Raw genomic sequence first — 17,266 nt, forward strand, 5'->3', positions numbered from 1 at the left:
GGTCGAATCGTTTTGACGGTGAGAGTTGCCTCATGAAGTTCACCCACCATTTGCGTGGTTTGGCGCGATTCTGGCGTCCGAAATGGACCGATCTGCACCATCGGTGCAGGTCAGCGAGTCATTCGGAGTCCGAAGCACCTGAAGTAGGCCGATCAGGTGAATCCCGTCACAAGCATCCCCAGGTTCCTGTGGATGGCTGTGGATAACTATGGGGAACAGGGTGGTCAAGACGGGTCAGGTCGGGCAGCACGGTCGCCGTCCGTGGTGCCCCGTTCAGCCGCGGTTCTGCTGCTTGATCCTGTTGGTCAGCTCGGTGACCTGGTTGTAGATCGAGCGACGCTCAGCCATGAGCTCGCGGATCTTGCGGTTCGCGTGCATCACGGTCGTGTGATCGCGGCCACCGAATGCCTGACCGATCTTCGGCAGGGACAGGTCCGTCAGCTCGCGGCACAGGTACATGGCGATCTGGCGCGCGGTGACGAGGACTCGTGAGCGGCTCGAGCCGCACAGGTCGTCGATGCTCAGACCGAAGTACGCGGCCGTCTGGCCGATGACCTGTGTCGCGGTGATCTCTGTCGTCTGGTCGTCGGTGATGAGGTCCTTGAGGACGATCTCGGCGAGCGACAGGTCGACCTGCTGCCGGTTGAGGTTCGCGAAGGCGGTCACGCGGATGAGCGCACCCTCGAGCTCACGGATGTTGGTCGAGATCTTGGAGGCGATGTACTCCAGGACGTCCGGCGGTGCCTGGAGCCGCTCGCTGCCGGCCTTCTTTCGAAGGATCGCGATCCTCGTCTCGAGGTCGGGGGGCTGGACATCGGTGATGAGGCCCCACTCGAAGCGAGACCTCATCCGGTCCTCGAAGCCGTTCAGCTGCTTGGGCGGCAGGTCGGACGTGATCACGACCTGCTTGTTCGCGTTGTGCAGCGTGTTGAAGGTGTGGAAGAACTCCTCCATCGTCTGTTCCTTGCCCTGCAGGAACTGGATGTCGTCGATCAGGAGCACGTCGACCTCGCGGTAGCGGCGCTGGAACGCTCCGGCCTTGCCCTCGGAGATCGAGTTGATGAAGTCGTTGGTGAACTCCTCGGAGTTCACGTAGCGCACGCGGACGCTCGGGTAGAGGTTCTGTGCGTAGTGGCCGATCGCGTGCAGCAGGTGCGTCTTGCCCAGGCCTGAGTCGCCGTAGATGAAGAGCGGGTTGTAGGCCTTGGCGGGTGCCTCGGCCACCGCGACGGCAGCGGCGTGCGCGAACCTGTTCGAGCTCCCGATGACGAAGGTTTCGAACAGGTACTTCGGGTTCAGGCGCGCCGGCTCGGCAGGCTGCTTGCGGTTCGACTGCCGGTCGTCGTTGCGGCCAGGGAACGGGCGCTCGTTGCGCTGCTGGTCGCGGCGGACGGGCGCAGGAGCGTCGCCGTCGTTCGGCACGAGCGACAGATCGGCGCGAGAGTCACGGCGCTCGTCGTTCTCGTACCCACCGTCGTAGTCGGCTCGCGGCTCGCTCCGCGTCTCGTTGGCGCGCTGGTCCGACCGCTGGTCGTCGTACCGCTGCTCCGTACCCACGACTCGCAGCGCGGGCGGCGCGTCCTCGGCCAGCTCGGGGTCGACGGTGATCGCGAACCGTGCCTCGCGGTCGAGGGCGGTGCTCAGCGCGTCCGTGACCTCGCCGCGCACCCGTGACTCGAGGTAGTCCTTCGTCAGGTCGTTGCCGACCGCGAGGAGCAGGGTGCCGTCCAGCAGGCCGAGCGGGCGGGCCAGGCGGACGAAGGCGATCTGGCGCGGAGTGATGTCCGGGCTCTGCTCGAGGGTCGACACGACGTGGCCCCAGACCCGTGCGAGCTCTTCGTCCTGTGACACGTGCTACCTCGGCTGTTCGTTCGCGTGGGTGGTCGAGTCTCGCATGACCGAGCGTTGTCCACACACTTGTCCACACCTGTGAGTGGCTGATCTGGTCGGCCTGCACCGTCGTCTCCGACGATGAGGACGGGGAAGATCCGGTGTCGTCCGCGTCAGTGCAGGAACCCGTCCCCAGCCCAACGGAGTGCGCTCGGTCCACAGGCCTCTGCTTCTCGCGACGAGGTACGAGCGTAGTGGCCGACCTCGGGCTGTGGCAGGTATCGACTGGGTGACGTCCGATTCGACCGTTCTGGGGGGCTTCACGTGACCAGCGGAGCTGCCTGAGTCTGCTCTGGCTCGCGCTCAGGCCGCTCGGGCTCCGACTCGTCGGCCGAGTCCCGGGCATGAGAGGCTGGGTTCGCGACTCGCGCGCATTTGACCGGCCATGACGGCGGGAAGTACGGTATTGCAGCCTTATCGATGGCCTCCTGCTGGCGCGCCCAGACGCCGCACGCTCTGCGTGTTCGTGGAGCATTCGATCTCGGCAGCCCGAACCTGGTCGCGCGGTACATGCGAGGCCCACCCGATGTAGTTGGAGACTCTCGTGACCAAGCGCACCTTCCAGCCGAACAACCGGCGTCGCGCCAAGACCCATGGCTTCCGTCTGCGCATGCGCACCCGCGCGGGCCGCGCGATCCTCGCGGGTCGTCGCCGCAAGGGCCGCGCGGAGCTCTCGGCCTGACATCAGCGTCGGTGTTGCCCGCTGCGCACCGGATGCGCCGAGCTGCCGACTTCGAGCAGGCGGTGCGCCGAGGCGCGCGTGGCGGACGGGACACCCTCGTGGTGCATCTGACGACTAGGACCGATCACTCCCCCTCGGGGCCGGTGGTCGGTCTTGTCGTGTCCAAGGCCGTCGGAACTGCCGTGACACGCAATCTGGTGAAGCGGCGCCTGCGGGCCCTGGTGCGTGATCGCCTCGGTGTCTTCCCGTCGGATGCAGGCGTCGTCGTCCGCGCTCTGCCGCCGGCCGCGACCAGCAGCTATGTGCAGCTCGGGAATGATCTCGACGCCGCGCTTGCCACGGCTGCTCGCCGTTCATCCCGACGAGTCGGTGCTTAGTCATCCCATGACTGTTCACTCGGTGCTGCACGCCATCGCGCGGATCCCGGCGCGGATCCTGCTCCTGGCGATCCGTGGCTACCAGCTGGTGATCTCACCGATGACTCCGCAGACCTGCCGGTTCTATCCGTCCTGCTCGCAGTACGCGGTGATCGCGGTACAGCGCCACGGTGCGCTGCGCGGCACCTACCTGGCGGTGTGGCGCGTCCTGCGTTGCAACCCGTGGAACCCGGGCGGCGTCGACGACGTTCCACCTGCGCACTCGTCCCACCGTCATCTCGACGCGGCCACGTCCGCACACTGACTTACGAACTGAGGAGCACTTCCGAATGGACTGGTTCGACGGTCTGCTGATGCCGATCATGGTGGTCGTCAGCTTCATCATGGTGCAGTTCCACGCGCTCTTCGAGGTGCTCGGGCTGGACCCGGACGGCGGCGCGGCCTGGTCGCTCTCCATCGTCGGCCTGGTGATCGTGATCCGGATCGCGCTGATCCCGCTCTTCTTCCGTCAGATCAAGGCATCACGCGGGATGCAGCTGCTCGCTCCCGAGATGCAGGCGATCCAGAAGAAGTACAAGGGAAAGTCGGACCCGGCGTCTCGTGAGGCGATGAGCCGCGAGACGATGGAGCTGTACCGCAAGCACGGCACCAACCCGTTCGCCTCGTGCCTGCCGATCCTGCTGCAGTCCCCCATCTTCTTCGCGCTCTTCCGTGTGCTGAACTCGCTGCCGCAGGTCGCCTCGGGCGAGATGGACCCGATCGGCCCGATGACGAAGTCCCTTGCCACGTCGTTCGACGACGCGACGATCTTCGGTGCTCCGCTGTCTGGCACGTTCATGAAGGCCGACGGCAACATCCACATCCAGATCGTGTCGGTCGTCCTGATCATCGCGATGTCGGCCACCACGTTCCTCACACAGCGTCAGCTGACGATGAAGAACATGCCTCCCGCCGCGCTTCAGGGACCGATGGCGCAGCAGCAGAAGATCCTGCTCTACGTCCTTCCGCTGATCTTCGCCTTCTCCGGCGTGAACTTCCCGATCGGTGTCCTCATCTACTGGACCACGACGAACCTCTGGTCCATGGGCCAGCAGTTCTACTCGATCCGCCGGATGCCGGCGCCCGGCTCTCAGGCCGAGATCGCGATGAAGGAGCGCAAGGCCAAGAAGAAGGCGGCCAAGGGCCTCATCGAGGAAGCCCCTACCCCGCAGATCGAGGACAAGCCGCGTACCGGGCAGCGCCAGCAGCCCAAGCGCAAGGACCGTGCCAAGCCTCTCCCCAAGCCCGGCGACGTCAGCCCGAGCACGGCAGGGATCGAAGACGATCCCGGTCCATCGGACGCAGCGCCCGCCAAGCCGCCCACCAAGCCCAAGAAGTAGACGTTGATCGGAGTACGACTTCATGACTTCAACTGAGCCTGAGGCCCCCGTCGAGACCGCGAGCACCAAGCGCCTCGAAGAAGAGGGTGAGATTGCTGCCGACTACCTCGAGGAGCTGCTGGACATCGCAGACCTCGACGGTGACATCGACATCGACGTCGACCACGGCCGCGCCGCGGTAGAGATCGTGTCCGAGGACCCCGCAGACAAGTCGCTCAGCCGCCTGGCTGGTCCCGACGGGGAGGTGCTCGACGCTCTCCAGGAGCTGACCCGTCTGGCTGTGCAGGCCAAGACCGGTGAGCGGAGCCGCCTCATGCTCGACGTCGCCGGCTATCGGTCGGCTCGACGGGCGGAGCTCGTTGCGGTTGCGACAGACGCGATCGCCACCGTTCAGTCGTCGGGTACTGCGGTCGCGCTCGGCGCGATGAACCCGTTCGAGCGCAAGGTCGTTCACGACACCGTCGCGGCCGCTGGTCTGTCCAGCGACTCGGAGGGTGTCGAGCCCGACCGTCACGTCGTCATTCGGCCCGCCTGAGCGGAGTTGCGAGACGGATGTGCTGAGGGGCGGGCCTACGGGCCCGCCCCTCAGTCGTTGTTTCACGTGAAACGAACGAGCGCTGCTGCGCCGCCGGGTGGTCGTACCGGTGGACCGGGGCACCGCGCCGCGACTGTCGACCGGTCGGTCTGGTCGGTGGCTCGAGTCTCAGCCTGCAGTCCGACACATAACGGAAGGCTCCCGCGCTCTGGCCACGCCGACCAGGGAGGCGACGCGGCGGCGGATTCACGGAACCCGGGGGCGACTTGTTTCACGTGAAACAGGCGCGGGACCCCGGAAGCGATCGGGTCGGCAATTGGCCGACCGGCGCAAGCCTGGAGCCTGCGCGCGGTCGCCAACACGGCGTCAGTGGTGGCGCCGGCTGTTTCACGTGAAACGGTCGAGTGGACTACGAACCGCCAGGTACACGAGGCCGTGCTTCTGGGAGCACACCGCGCCACCCTTGGGGCCGGCTGAGCCTGGCCGGAGCCAGTAGGGAAGGCCTACGACTGCTCGATGAGAGTGGCGCACCGACGGCTCCTGGCAGACCCAATCTGAGCCGCCTCGGGTGAAGGTCGAACCGCGGAGAACGCGAGACTTGATTGAGGACGTCGGAGCACAGCCCCGCGGTTTCGAGCGCGATGCGGAACCCTACTGACGTGTTTCACGTGAAACATCCGCTGGCCGGTGTCCACCGGTCCCTCCTGAGGGGAGTCGGACGATCCACCGGGTGTCCACCCGGGCACAGAGGCTCGTTGCCTTGGACTCACGTCGCCGTGTCGCCGTAGCCCACCGATGGGTCGGGTGTCGTCGGAAGAACTCACGTCCACCTTGAAGAGTTGATCCGCCTCCCAGGGGTAGACCATCCAGGATGGTGGCGTCGGTTGGTCGGACTCCGACGGGAGACCACCACACGAGACTCCGGTGGTCGGTCGATCGGTCTCCCAGGTAGACGATCCGGAGGATCAAGTGGCGTCGGTTGGTCGGGCTCCGAAGGGAGACCACACGCGACTCCGGTGGGTTCGGTTCGATCGGCCCCTCTGGGATAGACCATCCGAGGATCCTGGGGTCGATGGGTCGGCCTCCGAGGCGGAGATCACCGAGACTCCTGTCGGGTCGGGCAGACGTGCCGGCACTGGCGGTCGGGGTGTCGACGGTCGCGGTTGCCAGGCTCTCGTGCGGCGCTCGCCTTATGCACCTGGCCGCCGCCGCAGGTCGGTCGCCCCAGTCGAGGGTCACCAGGATCACGGGTCACCGACCCTGTGGCGCTCCAGGCGATGGGCCACGGGATCGACGACGTCGGATGAGGAGGCACTGCGGCCGGTGGTCTCTGTTGTGGGTGGCCGCGGTTGGATGACGACTCGAGGCCCTCGCTGCTTCAGGTTCCGTGACGGTTTCACGTGAAACATGAACCCGGCCGGAGCGCGTCGTCTTGAGGAGCGTCGTGAACGCGTTTGAATCGGCGCGCGCGTGAGGCTGGTCTCGAGCTGCCACGTGCTCGCCGGGAGGCAGTGTGGGTTCGAACACGTCCTGAATTGCGATAGGAAGAGCAGCTCCGCAGAGAAAATCGGGCCTCCGCAGGCTTGGGCTACGGGCGCCCACCGCTGATCACCGATGAAGTACAGCGGAACGCCACACTCAGTTTGTCGATGGAGCCGCCACCCATGAACCCTGTCTGAGAAGCGAGCGGATGCTCCGGCGTGGCCTGAGCCTGGAGGTCCACACCGACGACTCAGCTCAGCGAGCCCTCGTGAGCTTTCGCTCGAGAGCTTCCAGTAAGGGGAGTGCTCGCCAGACGGCAGACCTCGGGCGAGGCCAGCGTCGGCCAGCGTCGGGCGGCTGCGATCGCGTTCGACGGGCGAGCCGTACCGTTGGTCCCTGGTCAGCCGCCGTCCCTTCTGGGCTGGACTCCCAAAGTCCAGGTTCCGGAGGTTTGCGCGAAGTCCGGGTTCCTCGTGTCTGCGTGAGCGGACTACGTCGCTGGACGGCACAACAGCTCATGTCACAACGGCACGAGGGCTCACGGCACAGCGGCACGACGGCAGACGGCACGACGGCGAACAGCACAACGGCTCAGGGCACAACGGCACGGCGGCTCACGGCACGACGGCACGACGGCGCGACGGCACGACGGCGCGACGGCACGACGGCACGACGGCACGACGGCACGACGGCACGACGGCACGACGGCAACGCGGCATCGCACGCCTAGTGTCTCTGTTTCACGTGAAACATGAGGGCGCCGCTGGCGCATGCTTGGCGGGACGAGTCTGCGCCGACAGAAGCCACCCGACACAACAGACCAGCGGCCCCCGGGTGAGGAGAGCCCGACCGTCGCCCGTCGGAGACGGTGGCGCACGTCTGGCCGTACGGTCAGTGGCACGAGTTCGGCGGTTGGACGCGTTCACCAGACCACGTACGCCGATCGGCGCAGCCTGTGCGTGGCGACCGTCCGAGGTCCAGTGGACCGACTTCGAGGTGAACTGGTCGAGCGTGTGCACCACGTTCGCCCGGCGATGCGGGCGAGTCCCTGACCGGTGGCTACGGCGGATGAGGGTCCATCGGGGTGTGTCGGGGGGTGTGTGGATGGCGGGGCGGCGCGGCTGCGCGCGATACCGTAGGCCCCGCGCTCGAGGATGGCTCGTTCGCCGCGACGTAGTTACTGAATGCCCTTCGCTGACGGCCCTCCGGGGCTGTTTCACGTGAAACGAGGAGATCAGCCGTGACGGAAGCTCAGTCGACGAATGTCGACGGAGCCGACCCTCTGATCGACGATCCTCGGTTGCCGTCGTACTTCGGCTCCTCGTGGCCCGCAGTCCTTGGCTTCCATGACCTGCTGGTGAGTGAGGGCGAGCTACGAGGCCTCGTCGGGCCGCGCGAGCTCCCACGTCTCTGGGAGCGCCACCTCCTGAACTCTGCAGCGGTCGTGCCCTTCCTGCCGACATCGGGCCGGATCATTGACCTCGGCAGCGGCGCGGGTCTGCCGGGAATCGTCGTGGCGGCGATGGTTCCGGACGCGGAGGTCGTCCTGCTCGAACCGATGGAGCGGCGCACCGACTGGCTGTCGGAGGTCGCTGAGACCCTGCACCTGGACAACGTCGTGGTTCGGCGTGGCCGCGCGCAGGACGTTCAGGGTGACCTGGTCGGCGATGCCGTCACTGTCCGTGCCGTCGCATCGCTGGACAAGCTCTATCGGTGGGCACTTCCACTGCTCCGGGCCGGCGGGACGCTCGTCGCACTCAAGGGCGGCAAGGCGGAGGCGGAGGTCGAGGAGGCCAGACACGTCGGTCGAAAGCTCGGAGCCAGCAAGGCCGTGGTGCTGGAAGCACCGACGATCGAGGGAGTCGACGTGACGAGGGTAGTCCGGGTCGTACGGGAGGCTGTGCCTGGTGTTCGGTAGGAAGAAGAGTCGTGCAGACGAGGTCGACGCACCGGAGGTGCAGACCCCTGACGCGCCGAGCCACACCGTTGGGCGGCCCACGCCGCAGTTCGGTGGGGGACCCGCCACCGTGACGCCACCGAGCACGCCCTTCCCCACCGCTGGAAGCGCGAGCCAGGCCGGCAACGACGACGGGCGTGCATCAGGTCCGGCCGAAGTGGTCGCCACTGCGGCCGAGCAGGAGTGGACATCCCCTCCGGTCGTCGTGACACCCGGCGTCAGCAGCAGCTACCCGGCGGCCCCGACTGGTCCCGCTTCGTCTTCCACCCCGGCGGGTGCATGGGCCAGTCAGGTTCGCTCGATGACGCTCGCGAACCAGGGCCAGGCGGACCGCGCGCAGCAGGCCGTCACTGCGGGCCAGGCGGCAACGGCCGATGGCGTTGACCGCGCACCGGTCGCCGCCGCGCAGACGGGCATCGCGACACCCGTCGAGAGCCGAACGTGGGCGGAGGTCGCGACGCCAGCACCGGCGACGCCAGTACCGGTCACGGAAGTGCCGCTCACGGAAGTGCCGGTCACGGAAGCACGGGTCTCGGCAGCGCCGGGCGCAACGCCCACGACCGCCACACCGACTGGTGGAACACGGCCAGCTCCTGAGTCAGTGGCTGCGGCGGTAGCCGGAGCCACGTCGGGCGTCGCGTCGACCGGGCTGGCATCGGGACCTCCTCACGCGGCCAACGGAGTATCGACGCAGGTCAGCGGCACGCAGACCCACGAACCACTCCCAGCAACCCACCCCACCGAGTCATGGGATGACCGATCGGCAACGCACGACGGACAGGATGGCGGCGCCCCGGTGATCACCGACTCGAACGATGAACTCGACCCGGACGACCGCAGGCGGGCCGCCCTGGTGGAGTCCCTGCCGGAGGCGTCGGACGACACCCCGCTGATGGCGCAGCTGCAGCAGGACGCTCGCCGGCGCATCGAGCTGCGTGGCCGGCGGTTCCCGAGACCACCGAGCACGCGAGTGATCACCGTGGCGAACCAGAAAGGCGGCGTCGGCAAGACCACTACCACCGTCAACCTTGCTGCCGCACTGGCGCAGGCCGGGCTCAACGTGCTCGTGCTCGACAACGACCCGCAGGGCAACGCCTCGACCGCCATCGGGATCGAGCACCGCTCGGGAACTCCGTCGATCTACGAGGTGTTGGTCGACGGCGCGCCGATGTCCGAGGCGGTGCAGGAGAGCCCCGACATCCCGAACCTGTTCTGCCTGCCTGCCACGATCGACCTCTCGGGTGCGGAGATCGAGCTCGTCTCCATGGTCGCGCGGGAGACGCGTCTCCGGAACGCCCTCGACACCTACCTCACGTGGCGGATCGAGACCGGGCGGGAGCCGATCGACTACGTGTTCGTCGACTGCCCTCCGAGCCTGGGGCTGCTGACGGTCAACGCGTTCGTCGTCGCGCGCGAGGTCCTGATCCCGATCCAGTGCGAGTACTACGCACTCGAAGGACTCAGCCAGCTCCTCAAGACGATCGAGCTCATCCAGGCGCACCTGAACCCGAACCTGCACGTGTCGACGATCCTCCTGACGATGTACGACGCACGCACGAACCTGGCGCAGCAGGTGGCCAACGAGGTGCGGACGCACTTCCCGGACCTCACGCTGCGCACGACGGTGCCGCGGTCGGTGCGCATCTCCGAGGCGCCTAGCTACGGGCAGACCGTGATCACGTACGACCCCGGATCCTCAGGCGCGCTCGCGTACCTCGAGGCGGCACGCGAGGTCGCTGAGCGTGGCGCGGCACCGGCCGACAAGGCGACGAATTCCACGGCTCCGGCGCGGGACACCCGCAGCGAGCCGCCGGCCGACCAGACTATCCATGAGCAGTCAGCGGCAATGGCCGCGCACCAGGAGGAACAGTGAGCGAGAAGCGACGCGGTCTGGGCCGGGGCCTCGGGGCCCTCATCCCGACCGGTCTGGACGGCCAGCGGCCGACGGGTGCCGAGCGCCCGGTCGACGTGTTCTTCCCGGACCCGAAGCGTGAGGCGGCCGCCACCGAGGCCGCGGCGCAGGCGGCGGCGATGGCGACCGAAGCGCCCGAGTCCGTCCAGGTCGTCGACGCGACGGTGAACGGTCTGGAGACGCGTCCGTCCGACGAGGCACTGGTAGGCGCGACGTCGACGACCGTCGTCGAGTCGCCGTCGACCGTGACGCTGGCCGCCGAGGGGAGCTCCAGCGTGGCGACGCTCGTGCAGAGCCCACCGACGAGCCCCGGCGGCGGGTCGGTGACGAACGGAGTTCCGACGCCGAACGAGAGCATCGACGACGGCTCGGGCCTCCTGCCGGTCCCCGGCGCGCGGTTCGCCGAGCTGCCCGTGCTGTCGATCCGCCCGAACCCGCGCCAGCCGCGCACGGTGTTCGACGAGGACGCGCTGGACGAGCTGGTCGGGTCGATCCGGGAGATCGGTGTCCTGCAGCCCATCGTGGTGCGCGACGTGCGCGATGGCTACGAGCTCATCATGGGCGAGCGGCGGTGGCGTGCCACGCAGCTCGCAGGTCTGGCGACCGTGCCGGCGATCATCCGGGACACCGATGACGCGGACCTTCTGCGCGACGCGCTCCTGGAGAACCTGCACCGCTCGCAGCTCAACCCGCTCGAGGAGGCGGCCGCCTACCAGCAGCTTCTGGACGACTTCGGCTGCACGCACGAGGAGCTGGCGACCCGCATCTCGCGATCGCGGCCCCAGATCTCGAACACCTTGCGCCTGCTGAGGCTCCCTCCTCTGGTCCAGCGGCGGGTGGCGGCCGGCGTGCTGTCGGCAGGGCACGCACGCGCTCTGCTCGGGCTGCCGGACGCGGCGGCGCAGGAGCGGCTCGCGCAGCGGATCGTCGCGGAAGGTCTCTCGGTCCGTGCGGTCGAGGAGATCGTGTCCCTCGGAGGAGACGCCGAGCCGGCGGCCCGTCGTGCCGCGCCCCTCGCTGGGCATCGCAACGAGGCGCTCGACAACCTCGCGGCCCGGTTGTCGGACCGGTTCGAGACCCGCGTCAAGGTCAGCCTGGGCAAGTCCCGCGGGCGCCTCACGGTCGAGTTCGCGTCGGTCCAGGACCTCAACCGCATTCTCGCGAGCCTCGCTCCGGAGGACCCGGGCCTCCTCAAGGGCTGACCTCGGCAATCTTGTACTTCAGAAACGCGCGATTTCGTACAGATCGCGCGTTTCTGCTGTTCAGCGCGCTAGAGCTGCGTCCACCATGGACCGATACAGAGCGCCGAGCGACAGACCTGCGGCCTCGGCGGCCTGAGGCAGCAGCGACGTCTCGGTCATGCCGGGTGCGACGTTGACCTCGAGGAACCAGTTGGTACCGGCCTCGTCGATGATCAGGTCGGTCCGGGAGATCCCGTCGAGCCCGAGCGCGCGGTGCGCCGCCAGCGCGGTGCCGATCACGGACCGCGAGACGTCCTCGGTCAGCCGCGCGGGCGCGAAGTACTCGGTACGGCCAGGGTTGTAGCGGGCGTCGTAGTCGTACGGACCGTCGGTGACGATCTCGACCGGCGGCAGTGCGAACGGGCCGTTGCCGAGATCGACGACGCTCACGGCGACCTCCGTGCCGATGATGGCCTTCTCGACGAGGGCGGTGTCGCTGTAGGCGAAGCAGTCGACCATCGCCTGCGGGAGCTCGTCGGCACGAGTGACGAGCGTGACGCCGAGTGCCGAGCCGCCGCGTGACGGCTTCACGACGAGCGGGAGGCCGAGCCGGTCGACGATGACACCGAGCACCTGCTGTGCGCCGAGCTCACGGAACAACGACTGGGGCAGGGTGACGAAGTCCGGTGTCGCGAGACCGGCGCGCGCGACGACGGTCTTGGCGATGGGCTTGCTCCACGCGACCCGGCTCTCCCGCGGACCCGCACCGAGCAGACGCAGGCCGAGCATCTGGACGACGTCACGCACCGAGCCGTCCTCGCCGCTCGTGCCGTGCAGCAACGGCCAGACGAGGTCCGGCTTGAGCTGCGTGAGCGCGGGGACCAGGTCCGAGTCCACATCGTGCACGCTGACCTCGACCCCGACGGAGCGCAGTGCGTCGGCGACCCTGCGTCCCGACCGCAACGAGACGTCCCGCTCGTGGGACAGGCCCCCGGCGAGCACGACGACGCGGGGGGACGGACTGGTGGTCACGAGGGATCGGCTCCGGTGGTCAGAGAAGCGACGGATGAGGTCAGGGGGTGCCGGGCAGGACGAGCTCGGCAGAGGCGGGGAGAAGCAGCCGGAAGGTCACGCGGGTCAGGCGACGTCAGGGGCGGGCGACTGGACGTCGTCGGGACCCGAGGAGCCGCTGGTGCCGAACAGCTCGACGAGCTCGCGTTCGCCTGCGACGACCCCTGCGAGCCGGCGGACGCCCTCCCGGATGCGCTCCGGCGTCGGGTAGCAGAACGAGAGGCGCATGTGGTCGGCGCCGGTGCCGTCGAAGTAGAACGCCGTTCCGGGGACGTAGGCGACCCGGGCAGTCACGGCCCGCGGCAGCATGTCCTTGGCGTCGAGCCCCTCGGGCAGCTTGACCCAGGTGTAGAACCCCCCGTCCGGGACGTTCCACGACGCCTCGGGGAGGTGCTCGTTGAGCGCGGAGACCATGGCGTCGCGGCGTTCGCGGTACTGCTCGCGGTAGTTCTTGATCTGCCCACGCCAGTCGCACGTCGACAGGTAGGTCGAGATCGCGATCTGGGAGGCGTTCGACGGGCACAGGATCGCGGACTCGCTGGCCAGGACCAGCTTCTCGCGGACGGCGTGCGGCGCGACCACCCAGCCGACGCGGTAGCCGGGAGCGAACGTCTTGGAGAACGAGCCGAGGTAGAGAACACCCTCGTCGTCGAGCGAGCGCATGGCGGGGAACGGCTCGCGCGAGAAGCCGAGCAGCCCGTACGGGTTGTCCTCGAGGACGAGGACGCCGTAGCGGCGGGCGATCTCGAGGATCTGGGGCCGACGAGGAACGGAGATCGAGACGCCGGCCGGGTTGTGGAAGTTGGGCACGGTGTAGAGGAACTTCACGCGGCGGCCGGTCCGCGCCAGGGATGCCAACGTCTCTTCCAAGGCGGAAGGGATGAGCCCGTCGGCGTCGATCGGCACGTGCACGACGTCGGCCTGGTACGCCCGGAAGACGCCGAGCGCGCCGACGTACGACGGCGCCTCCGCGACGACGACGTCGCCCGGGTCGATGAAGATGCGGGTCACCAGGTCGAGCGCCTGCTGCGAACCGGTCGTCACGACGACGTCGTCGGGGTGCGCCTCGATGCCCTCGAGGGCCATGACGTCGAGGATCTGCTCGCGCAGCACCTCGTCGCCCTGGCCGGAGCCGTACTGCAGGGCCTGCATGCCGCGCGTGGCCACGACGCGCTGCGCGAGCTCACCGAGGATGTCGAGCGGCAGCCCCTCGAGGAACGGCATGCCCCCCGCGAGCGAGACCACCTCGGGGCGGTTGGCGACGGCGAACAGGGCCCGGATCTCCGACGAGCGCATGCCGTGGGTGCGCTCGGCGTAGGAGCCGAGCCATCGGTCGAGGCGCGTTCCCGTGCCGGCGGCGGAGGACGTGGGGTGCTGGCCCGACGTCTCGCCGGGGGGCACGGGTGTCTCGTTCATGCCCCCGAGTTTCGCACGGCGGACGACGAGGACTGCGCACCGTCCCGCGTCCGGACGCGCGAACGCCCCCGGCACGATCGTGGCGGGGGCGTTCGACGCAGCGACGTCAGACCGAGGCGAGCACGCCCTCGATGTCTTCGGCGATCATCGACTTCGGGCGGGCACCGACGCGGGACGCGACGAGCTCACCGCCCGCGTAGATGTTCAGCGTCGGGATGGAGACGATGTTGTAGTCGGCCGTGACCTGGGGGTTCGCGTCGGCGTCGACCTTCACGATCTTGACGCGGCCCTCGTACTGGGTCGACAGCTCCTCGAGCACAGGTGCCACCATGCGGCACGGGCCGCACCAGGTCGCCCAGAAGTCGACGATCACGGGGATGTCGGACTCGAGGACCTCGGACTGGAACGTGGCGTCGGTGACGGTGCTGGTGCTCATGCAACTACTCCTCAGACGAGGGCGGGGGTGACGGCGTCGCCGAGCGACGCGAGGAAGTGCTGGGCGTCCAGCGCGGCGGCGCAACCGGACCCGGCAGCGGTGATCGCCTGCCGGTAGGTGTGGTCGACGAGGTCGCCGCAGGCGAAGACACCGGTGACGTTCGTGGCGGTGGAGCGACCGATCACCTGCACGTAGCCCTCGTCGTCCAGGTCCACCTGTCCGACGAGCAGCTCGGAGCGCGGGACGTGACCGATCGCGACGAAGACGCCGGTCGCGGGGTGCTCACGGGTCTCACCGGTGATCGTGTCGCGCAGCGTCACGCCGGTGACCTTGGCGTCACCGTGGATCGCGACGACCTCGGAGTTCCACGCGAACTCGATCTTCGGGTCGTTCGCGGCGCGGTCGGCCATGATCTTCGAGGCCCGGAGCTGGTCGCGGCGGTGGACCATGGTGACGCGCTTGCCGAACCGGGTCAGGAACGTGGCCTCCTCGACGGCCGAGTCGCCGCCGCCGACCACGAGGATCTCCTGGTCGCGGAAGAAGAACCCGTCGCACGTGGCGCACCACGAGACGCCGCGGCCCGACATGCGCTTCTCGTCCTCGAGGCCCAGCTCGCGGTACGCCGAACCGGTGGCCAGGATGACCGAGCGGGCGCGGAACGTGTCGCCGTTCAGCGTCTCGATGACCTTGACGTCACCCGTCAGGTCCAACGACGACGCGTCGTCCCACAGCACCTCGGCGCCGAACTTCTCGGCCTGCTTCTGCAGCGACTCCATGAGCTCGGGGCCCTGGATGCCGTCGGGGAAGCCGGGGAAGTTCTCGACCTCGGTGGTGTTCATCAGCGCACCGCCGGCGGTCACCGAACCCGCGATGACCAGCGGGGCCAGGCCCGCACGGGCGGCGTAGATCGCGGCCGTGTAGCCGGCCGGACCCGATCCGACGATGACGAGGTCGCGCACGGAGTCGGACGCTGCAGTGGGCTGGTCGGTCACGATGTGAGGTCCTTGCGAGTCGGCTGTTGAGGCTGTCGGGATCAACAGATCCTAGGCGCCAGATGTTCCGGCTCCAGCACCGGGTCAGGACAGCGAGACCTCGGTCAGCTCGAGCCGGAACGACCCGTCGCCCGTCGTGGGCAGCTCCGTGATCCACAGGACCAGGGACTGGGTCTCGGTCGGTGGCACGAGCGTGAAGGCGCCCTCCGGACCGAACGACCCGGACGCGAGGACGGGCCCGTCCGTGGGGTGCGCCGCGTCGGTCGCGCGTATCTCGACGTGGCCGCCCATGCTGTTCGAGCGCAGGGTCACGACGTTCACGGTCGTCTTGGTGGCCAACGTGATCGCGTAGCCGACGGCGGGCTTGAACCCCGCGAAGTCGGCCCGCTTGTACGTCTGGGTGTACCAGAACGTCGCAGGGTCGCCATCGACGGCCTTGCCTGCGTCCTCCTCGTGCTCGCCGTCGGTGTCGGACGGGTCGATCGTGGTCACCGAGGCGATCACGGGCGGTCCACCTGCCGCGGCGGGGGGCGGAGCCGCCGACTCGGAGGGAGTCTCGGCGCTCGCACTCGTGCTCGGTGCGGGGACGGACTCGTCGTCGGCGAACGGGGAGCGCGGGTCGAAGCCGGAGAAGAGGGTGTTGACGGCGAAGATCACGCCGATGACGACGCCGATGACGACGAGGATGAGAACCAGGGCGGTCGGGTCGAAGCGGCGCACGGCGATCGGAACCTCCTCGGTGCTGGCACCCATCACGTCGTCGAAGTCCGAGGCCGCGGTCGCCTGCGCGATCGGTCGACGCGACACCGTCGGCGCAGGTGCAGGCGACGGGGCCACAGAAGAGGCAGTCGGGATCGCGACCGTCGGAGCAGGCGGGGCTGGGGTCGCGGGAACGCCGGTCTTCGGTGTCGGGGTGTCCGTCGGGACCGTGGGCCCACCGAGCGCGTTTCCCTTGGCCGGGATCGCGGGCGGCGGGGTGCCGGGCCGGTTGGCACCAGGAGGTTGCTGCTGGTGGTCCTGGAACGCGGTGCGCACGGACTGGCGCTGCACGACGGCGGGTGCGACGACGCCGAGTCCGAGGTCCTCCAGGAGCTCAGGAGCGGCCTCGCCGGTCGGCGGGAACTGCGGCTCGAGCGCCGTGGTCGCCTCGGCGGAGTCGTCCCCGAGCCCGGACGTGCGGATCTCGCCCCATGGCTCCAGCTCGCGCACGACCTCGCCGGGGCTGTGCGGCCCGTCGTCGTGGGGACCGAGCGTCACGACGCACAGCGTGTCGAGGTCGTTGGGGATGCTGGGCACCAGCTCGGCCGGCGGTACGGGCGAGCCGTTCACGACGGGTGCGAGCGGAAGGGTGTCTCCGCCGGTCGGGAGCAGCGAGTCCGGGTCACCCGGCCAGTACCCGGTGAGGGCGGCGTAGAGGAGTCGGACGAGGCCCACGGCGTCGGCGCGCGTGGTCGACCGGGCGTCACCGCCGGCGTTGCCGAGCAGTGCTGCGTCGAGGGCGAGGCCACCGACCAGCACGCGGCCGTCCGGACTGACGTGCACGACGGACGGACGCAGGGCGAGGTGGTGGACGCCGCGTCGGCGGGCCACCTCGAGCGCTGCGGCAGCCTCTCCGACGACGGCGCGGGCCTGGTCCGCGGTCAGCGGAGACCGGGCGGCGAGCTCCGCGAGGGACATCCCGACGAGCTGCTCGGAGACGACGTAGCCGTAGCCGTCGTGCGAACCGACGTCCAACACGCGCACGAGGCGCGGATCAGTGACGAGGGCCGCCCTGCGGGCGGCGTCGAGCGCGGGCGCGACCGCGCCGGTCTCCAGCACCCTGACGCGGACGGCGCGGTCGAGGATCTGGTCGGTCGCCCGCCAGGCGCTGGCGCCCTCGAGGTCCGAGTCCACCGGGGCGAGCACCCGGTACCGGCCCGCGAGCACCGTGCCACGTGCGACAGCCTCGCTCACCAG

Annotated in this window: 14 protein-coding genes; 8 read left to right on the plus strand and 6 right to left on the minus strand. The window is 68.8% G+C overall.

Annotated features, from left to right (window positions below; all coding sequences use genetic code 11):
- Window positions 1-273: 273 nt before the first annotated feature.
- On the minus strand, window positions 274-1,851 hold the full coding sequence (dnaA, locus tag AC1DPN_RS17705; RefSeq protein WP_477086089.1) for a chromosomal replication initiator protein DnaA: 1,578 nt from the start codon (window positions 1,849-1,851) through the stop codon (window positions 274-276).
- Window positions 1,852-2,434: 583 nt separating this feature from the next.
- Here dnaA and rpmH point away from each other — a divergent pair.
- The 8 genes from rpmH to AC1DPN_RS17745 all read left to right on the plus strand — a co-directional run bounded on the left by rpmH (window position 2,435) and on the right by AC1DPN_RS17745 (window position 11,416).
- The gene (rpmH, locus tag AC1DPN_RS17710) at window positions 2,435-2,572 is read left to right on the plus strand and encodes a 50S ribosomal protein L34 (RefSeq protein WP_034620737.1); all 138 of its coding nucleotides are present in this window, start codon (window positions 2,435-2,437) and stop codon (window positions 2,570-2,572) included.
- 11 nt (window positions 2,573-2,583) lie between these two features.
- Window positions 2,584-2,949 carry a ribonuclease P protein component gene (gene rnpA / locus AC1DPN_RS17715; RefSeq protein ID WP_477086090.1) on the plus strand — a complete coding sequence of 122 codons (366 nt, stop codon included), beginning with the start codon at window positions 2,584-2,586 and terminating at the stop codon, window positions 2,947-2,949.
- 7 nt (window positions 2,950-2,956) lie between these two features.
- Complete coding sequence (gene yidD, locus AC1DPN_RS17720; RefSeq protein ID WP_477086091.1) at window positions 2,957-3,253, plus strand: membrane protein insertion efficiency factor YidD; 297 nt, start codon at window positions 2,957-2,959, stop codon at window positions 3,251-3,253.
- 25 nt (window positions 3,254-3,278) lie between these two features.
- Window positions 3,279-4,328, plus strand: coding sequence for a membrane protein insertase YidC (yidC, locus tag AC1DPN_RS17725; RefSeq protein ID WP_477086092.1), 1,050 nt, complete (start codon window positions 3,279-3,281; stop codon window positions 4,326-4,328).
- A 22-nt stretch (window positions 4,329-4,350) separates the two neighbouring features.
- The gene (locus AC1DPN_RS17730) at window positions 4,351-4,863 is read left to right on the plus strand and encodes a Jag family protein (protein WP_477086093.1); all 513 of its coding nucleotides are present in this window, start codon (window positions 4,351-4,353) and stop codon (window positions 4,861-4,863) included.
- Window positions 4,864-7,585: 2,722 nt separating this feature from the next.
- Entirely contained in the window at window positions 7,586-8,263 is a 678-nt protein-coding gene (gene rsmG, locus AC1DPN_RS17735; protein ID WP_477086094.1) for a 16S rRNA (guanine(527)-N(7))-methyltransferase RsmG, read from the plus strand.
- A gap of 931 nt (window positions 8,264-9,194) precedes the next feature.
- Window positions 9,195-10,175 carry a ParA family protein gene (locus AC1DPN_RS17740; protein ID WP_477086177.1) on the plus strand — a complete coding sequence of 327 codons (981 nt, stop codon included), beginning with the start codon at window positions 9,195-9,197 and terminating at the stop codon, window positions 10,173-10,175.
- Window positions 10,172-11,416: a ParB/RepB/Spo0J family partition protein gene (locus AC1DPN_RS17745; RefSeq protein ID WP_477086095.1), complete on the plus strand. Its 1,245-nt coding sequence runs from the start codon at window positions 10,172-10,174 to the stop codon at window positions 11,414-11,416. The genes AC1DPN_RS17740 and AC1DPN_RS17745 overlap by 4 nt, the downstream gene beginning before the upstream one ends.
- 60 nt (window positions 11,417-11,476) lie before the next feature.
- Here AC1DPN_RS17745 and AC1DPN_RS17750 read toward each other — a convergent pair whose 3' ends face one another.
- From AC1DPN_RS17750 to AC1DPN_RS17770, 5 genes are all read right to left on the minus strand, one after another.
- Window positions 11,477-12,427, minus strand: coding sequence for a D-alanine--D-alanine ligase family protein (locus tag AC1DPN_RS17750; RefSeq protein WP_477086096.1), 951 nt, complete (start codon window positions 12,425-12,427; stop codon window positions 11,477-11,479).
- Window positions 12,428-12,532: 105 nt separating this feature from the next.
- Window positions 12,533-13,882, minus strand: a complete 1,350-nt coding sequence (locus tag AC1DPN_RS17755; RefSeq protein WP_477086097.1) for an aminotransferase-like domain-containing protein — start codon at window positions 13,880-13,882, stop codon at window positions 12,533-12,535.
- A gap of 106 nt (window positions 13,883-13,988) precedes the next feature.
- A complete protein-coding gene (gene trxA / locus AC1DPN_RS17760) occupies window positions 13,989-14,318 on the minus strand; it encodes a thioredoxin (protein WP_477086098.1) in 330 nt (109 codons plus the stop codon).
- A gap of 11 nt (window positions 14,319-14,329) precedes the next feature.
- The gene (gene trxB, locus AC1DPN_RS17765; protein ID WP_477086099.1) at window positions 14,330-15,310 is read right to left on the minus strand and encodes a thioredoxin-disulfide reductase; all 981 of its coding nucleotides are present in this window, start codon (window positions 15,308-15,310) and stop codon (window positions 14,330-14,332) included.
- 84 nt (window positions 15,311-15,394) lie between these two features.
- Window positions 15,395-17,263 carry a protein kinase family protein gene (locus AC1DPN_RS17770; RefSeq protein ID WP_477086100.1) on the minus strand — a complete coding sequence of 623 codons (1,869 nt, stop codon included), beginning with the start codon at window positions 17,261-17,263 and terminating at the stop codon, window positions 15,395-15,397.
- Between the last annotated feature and the right edge of the window lie 3 nt (window positions 17,264-17,266).

The sequence above is a fragment of the Cellulomonas sp. P4_H4 genome (assembly GCF_056400865.1).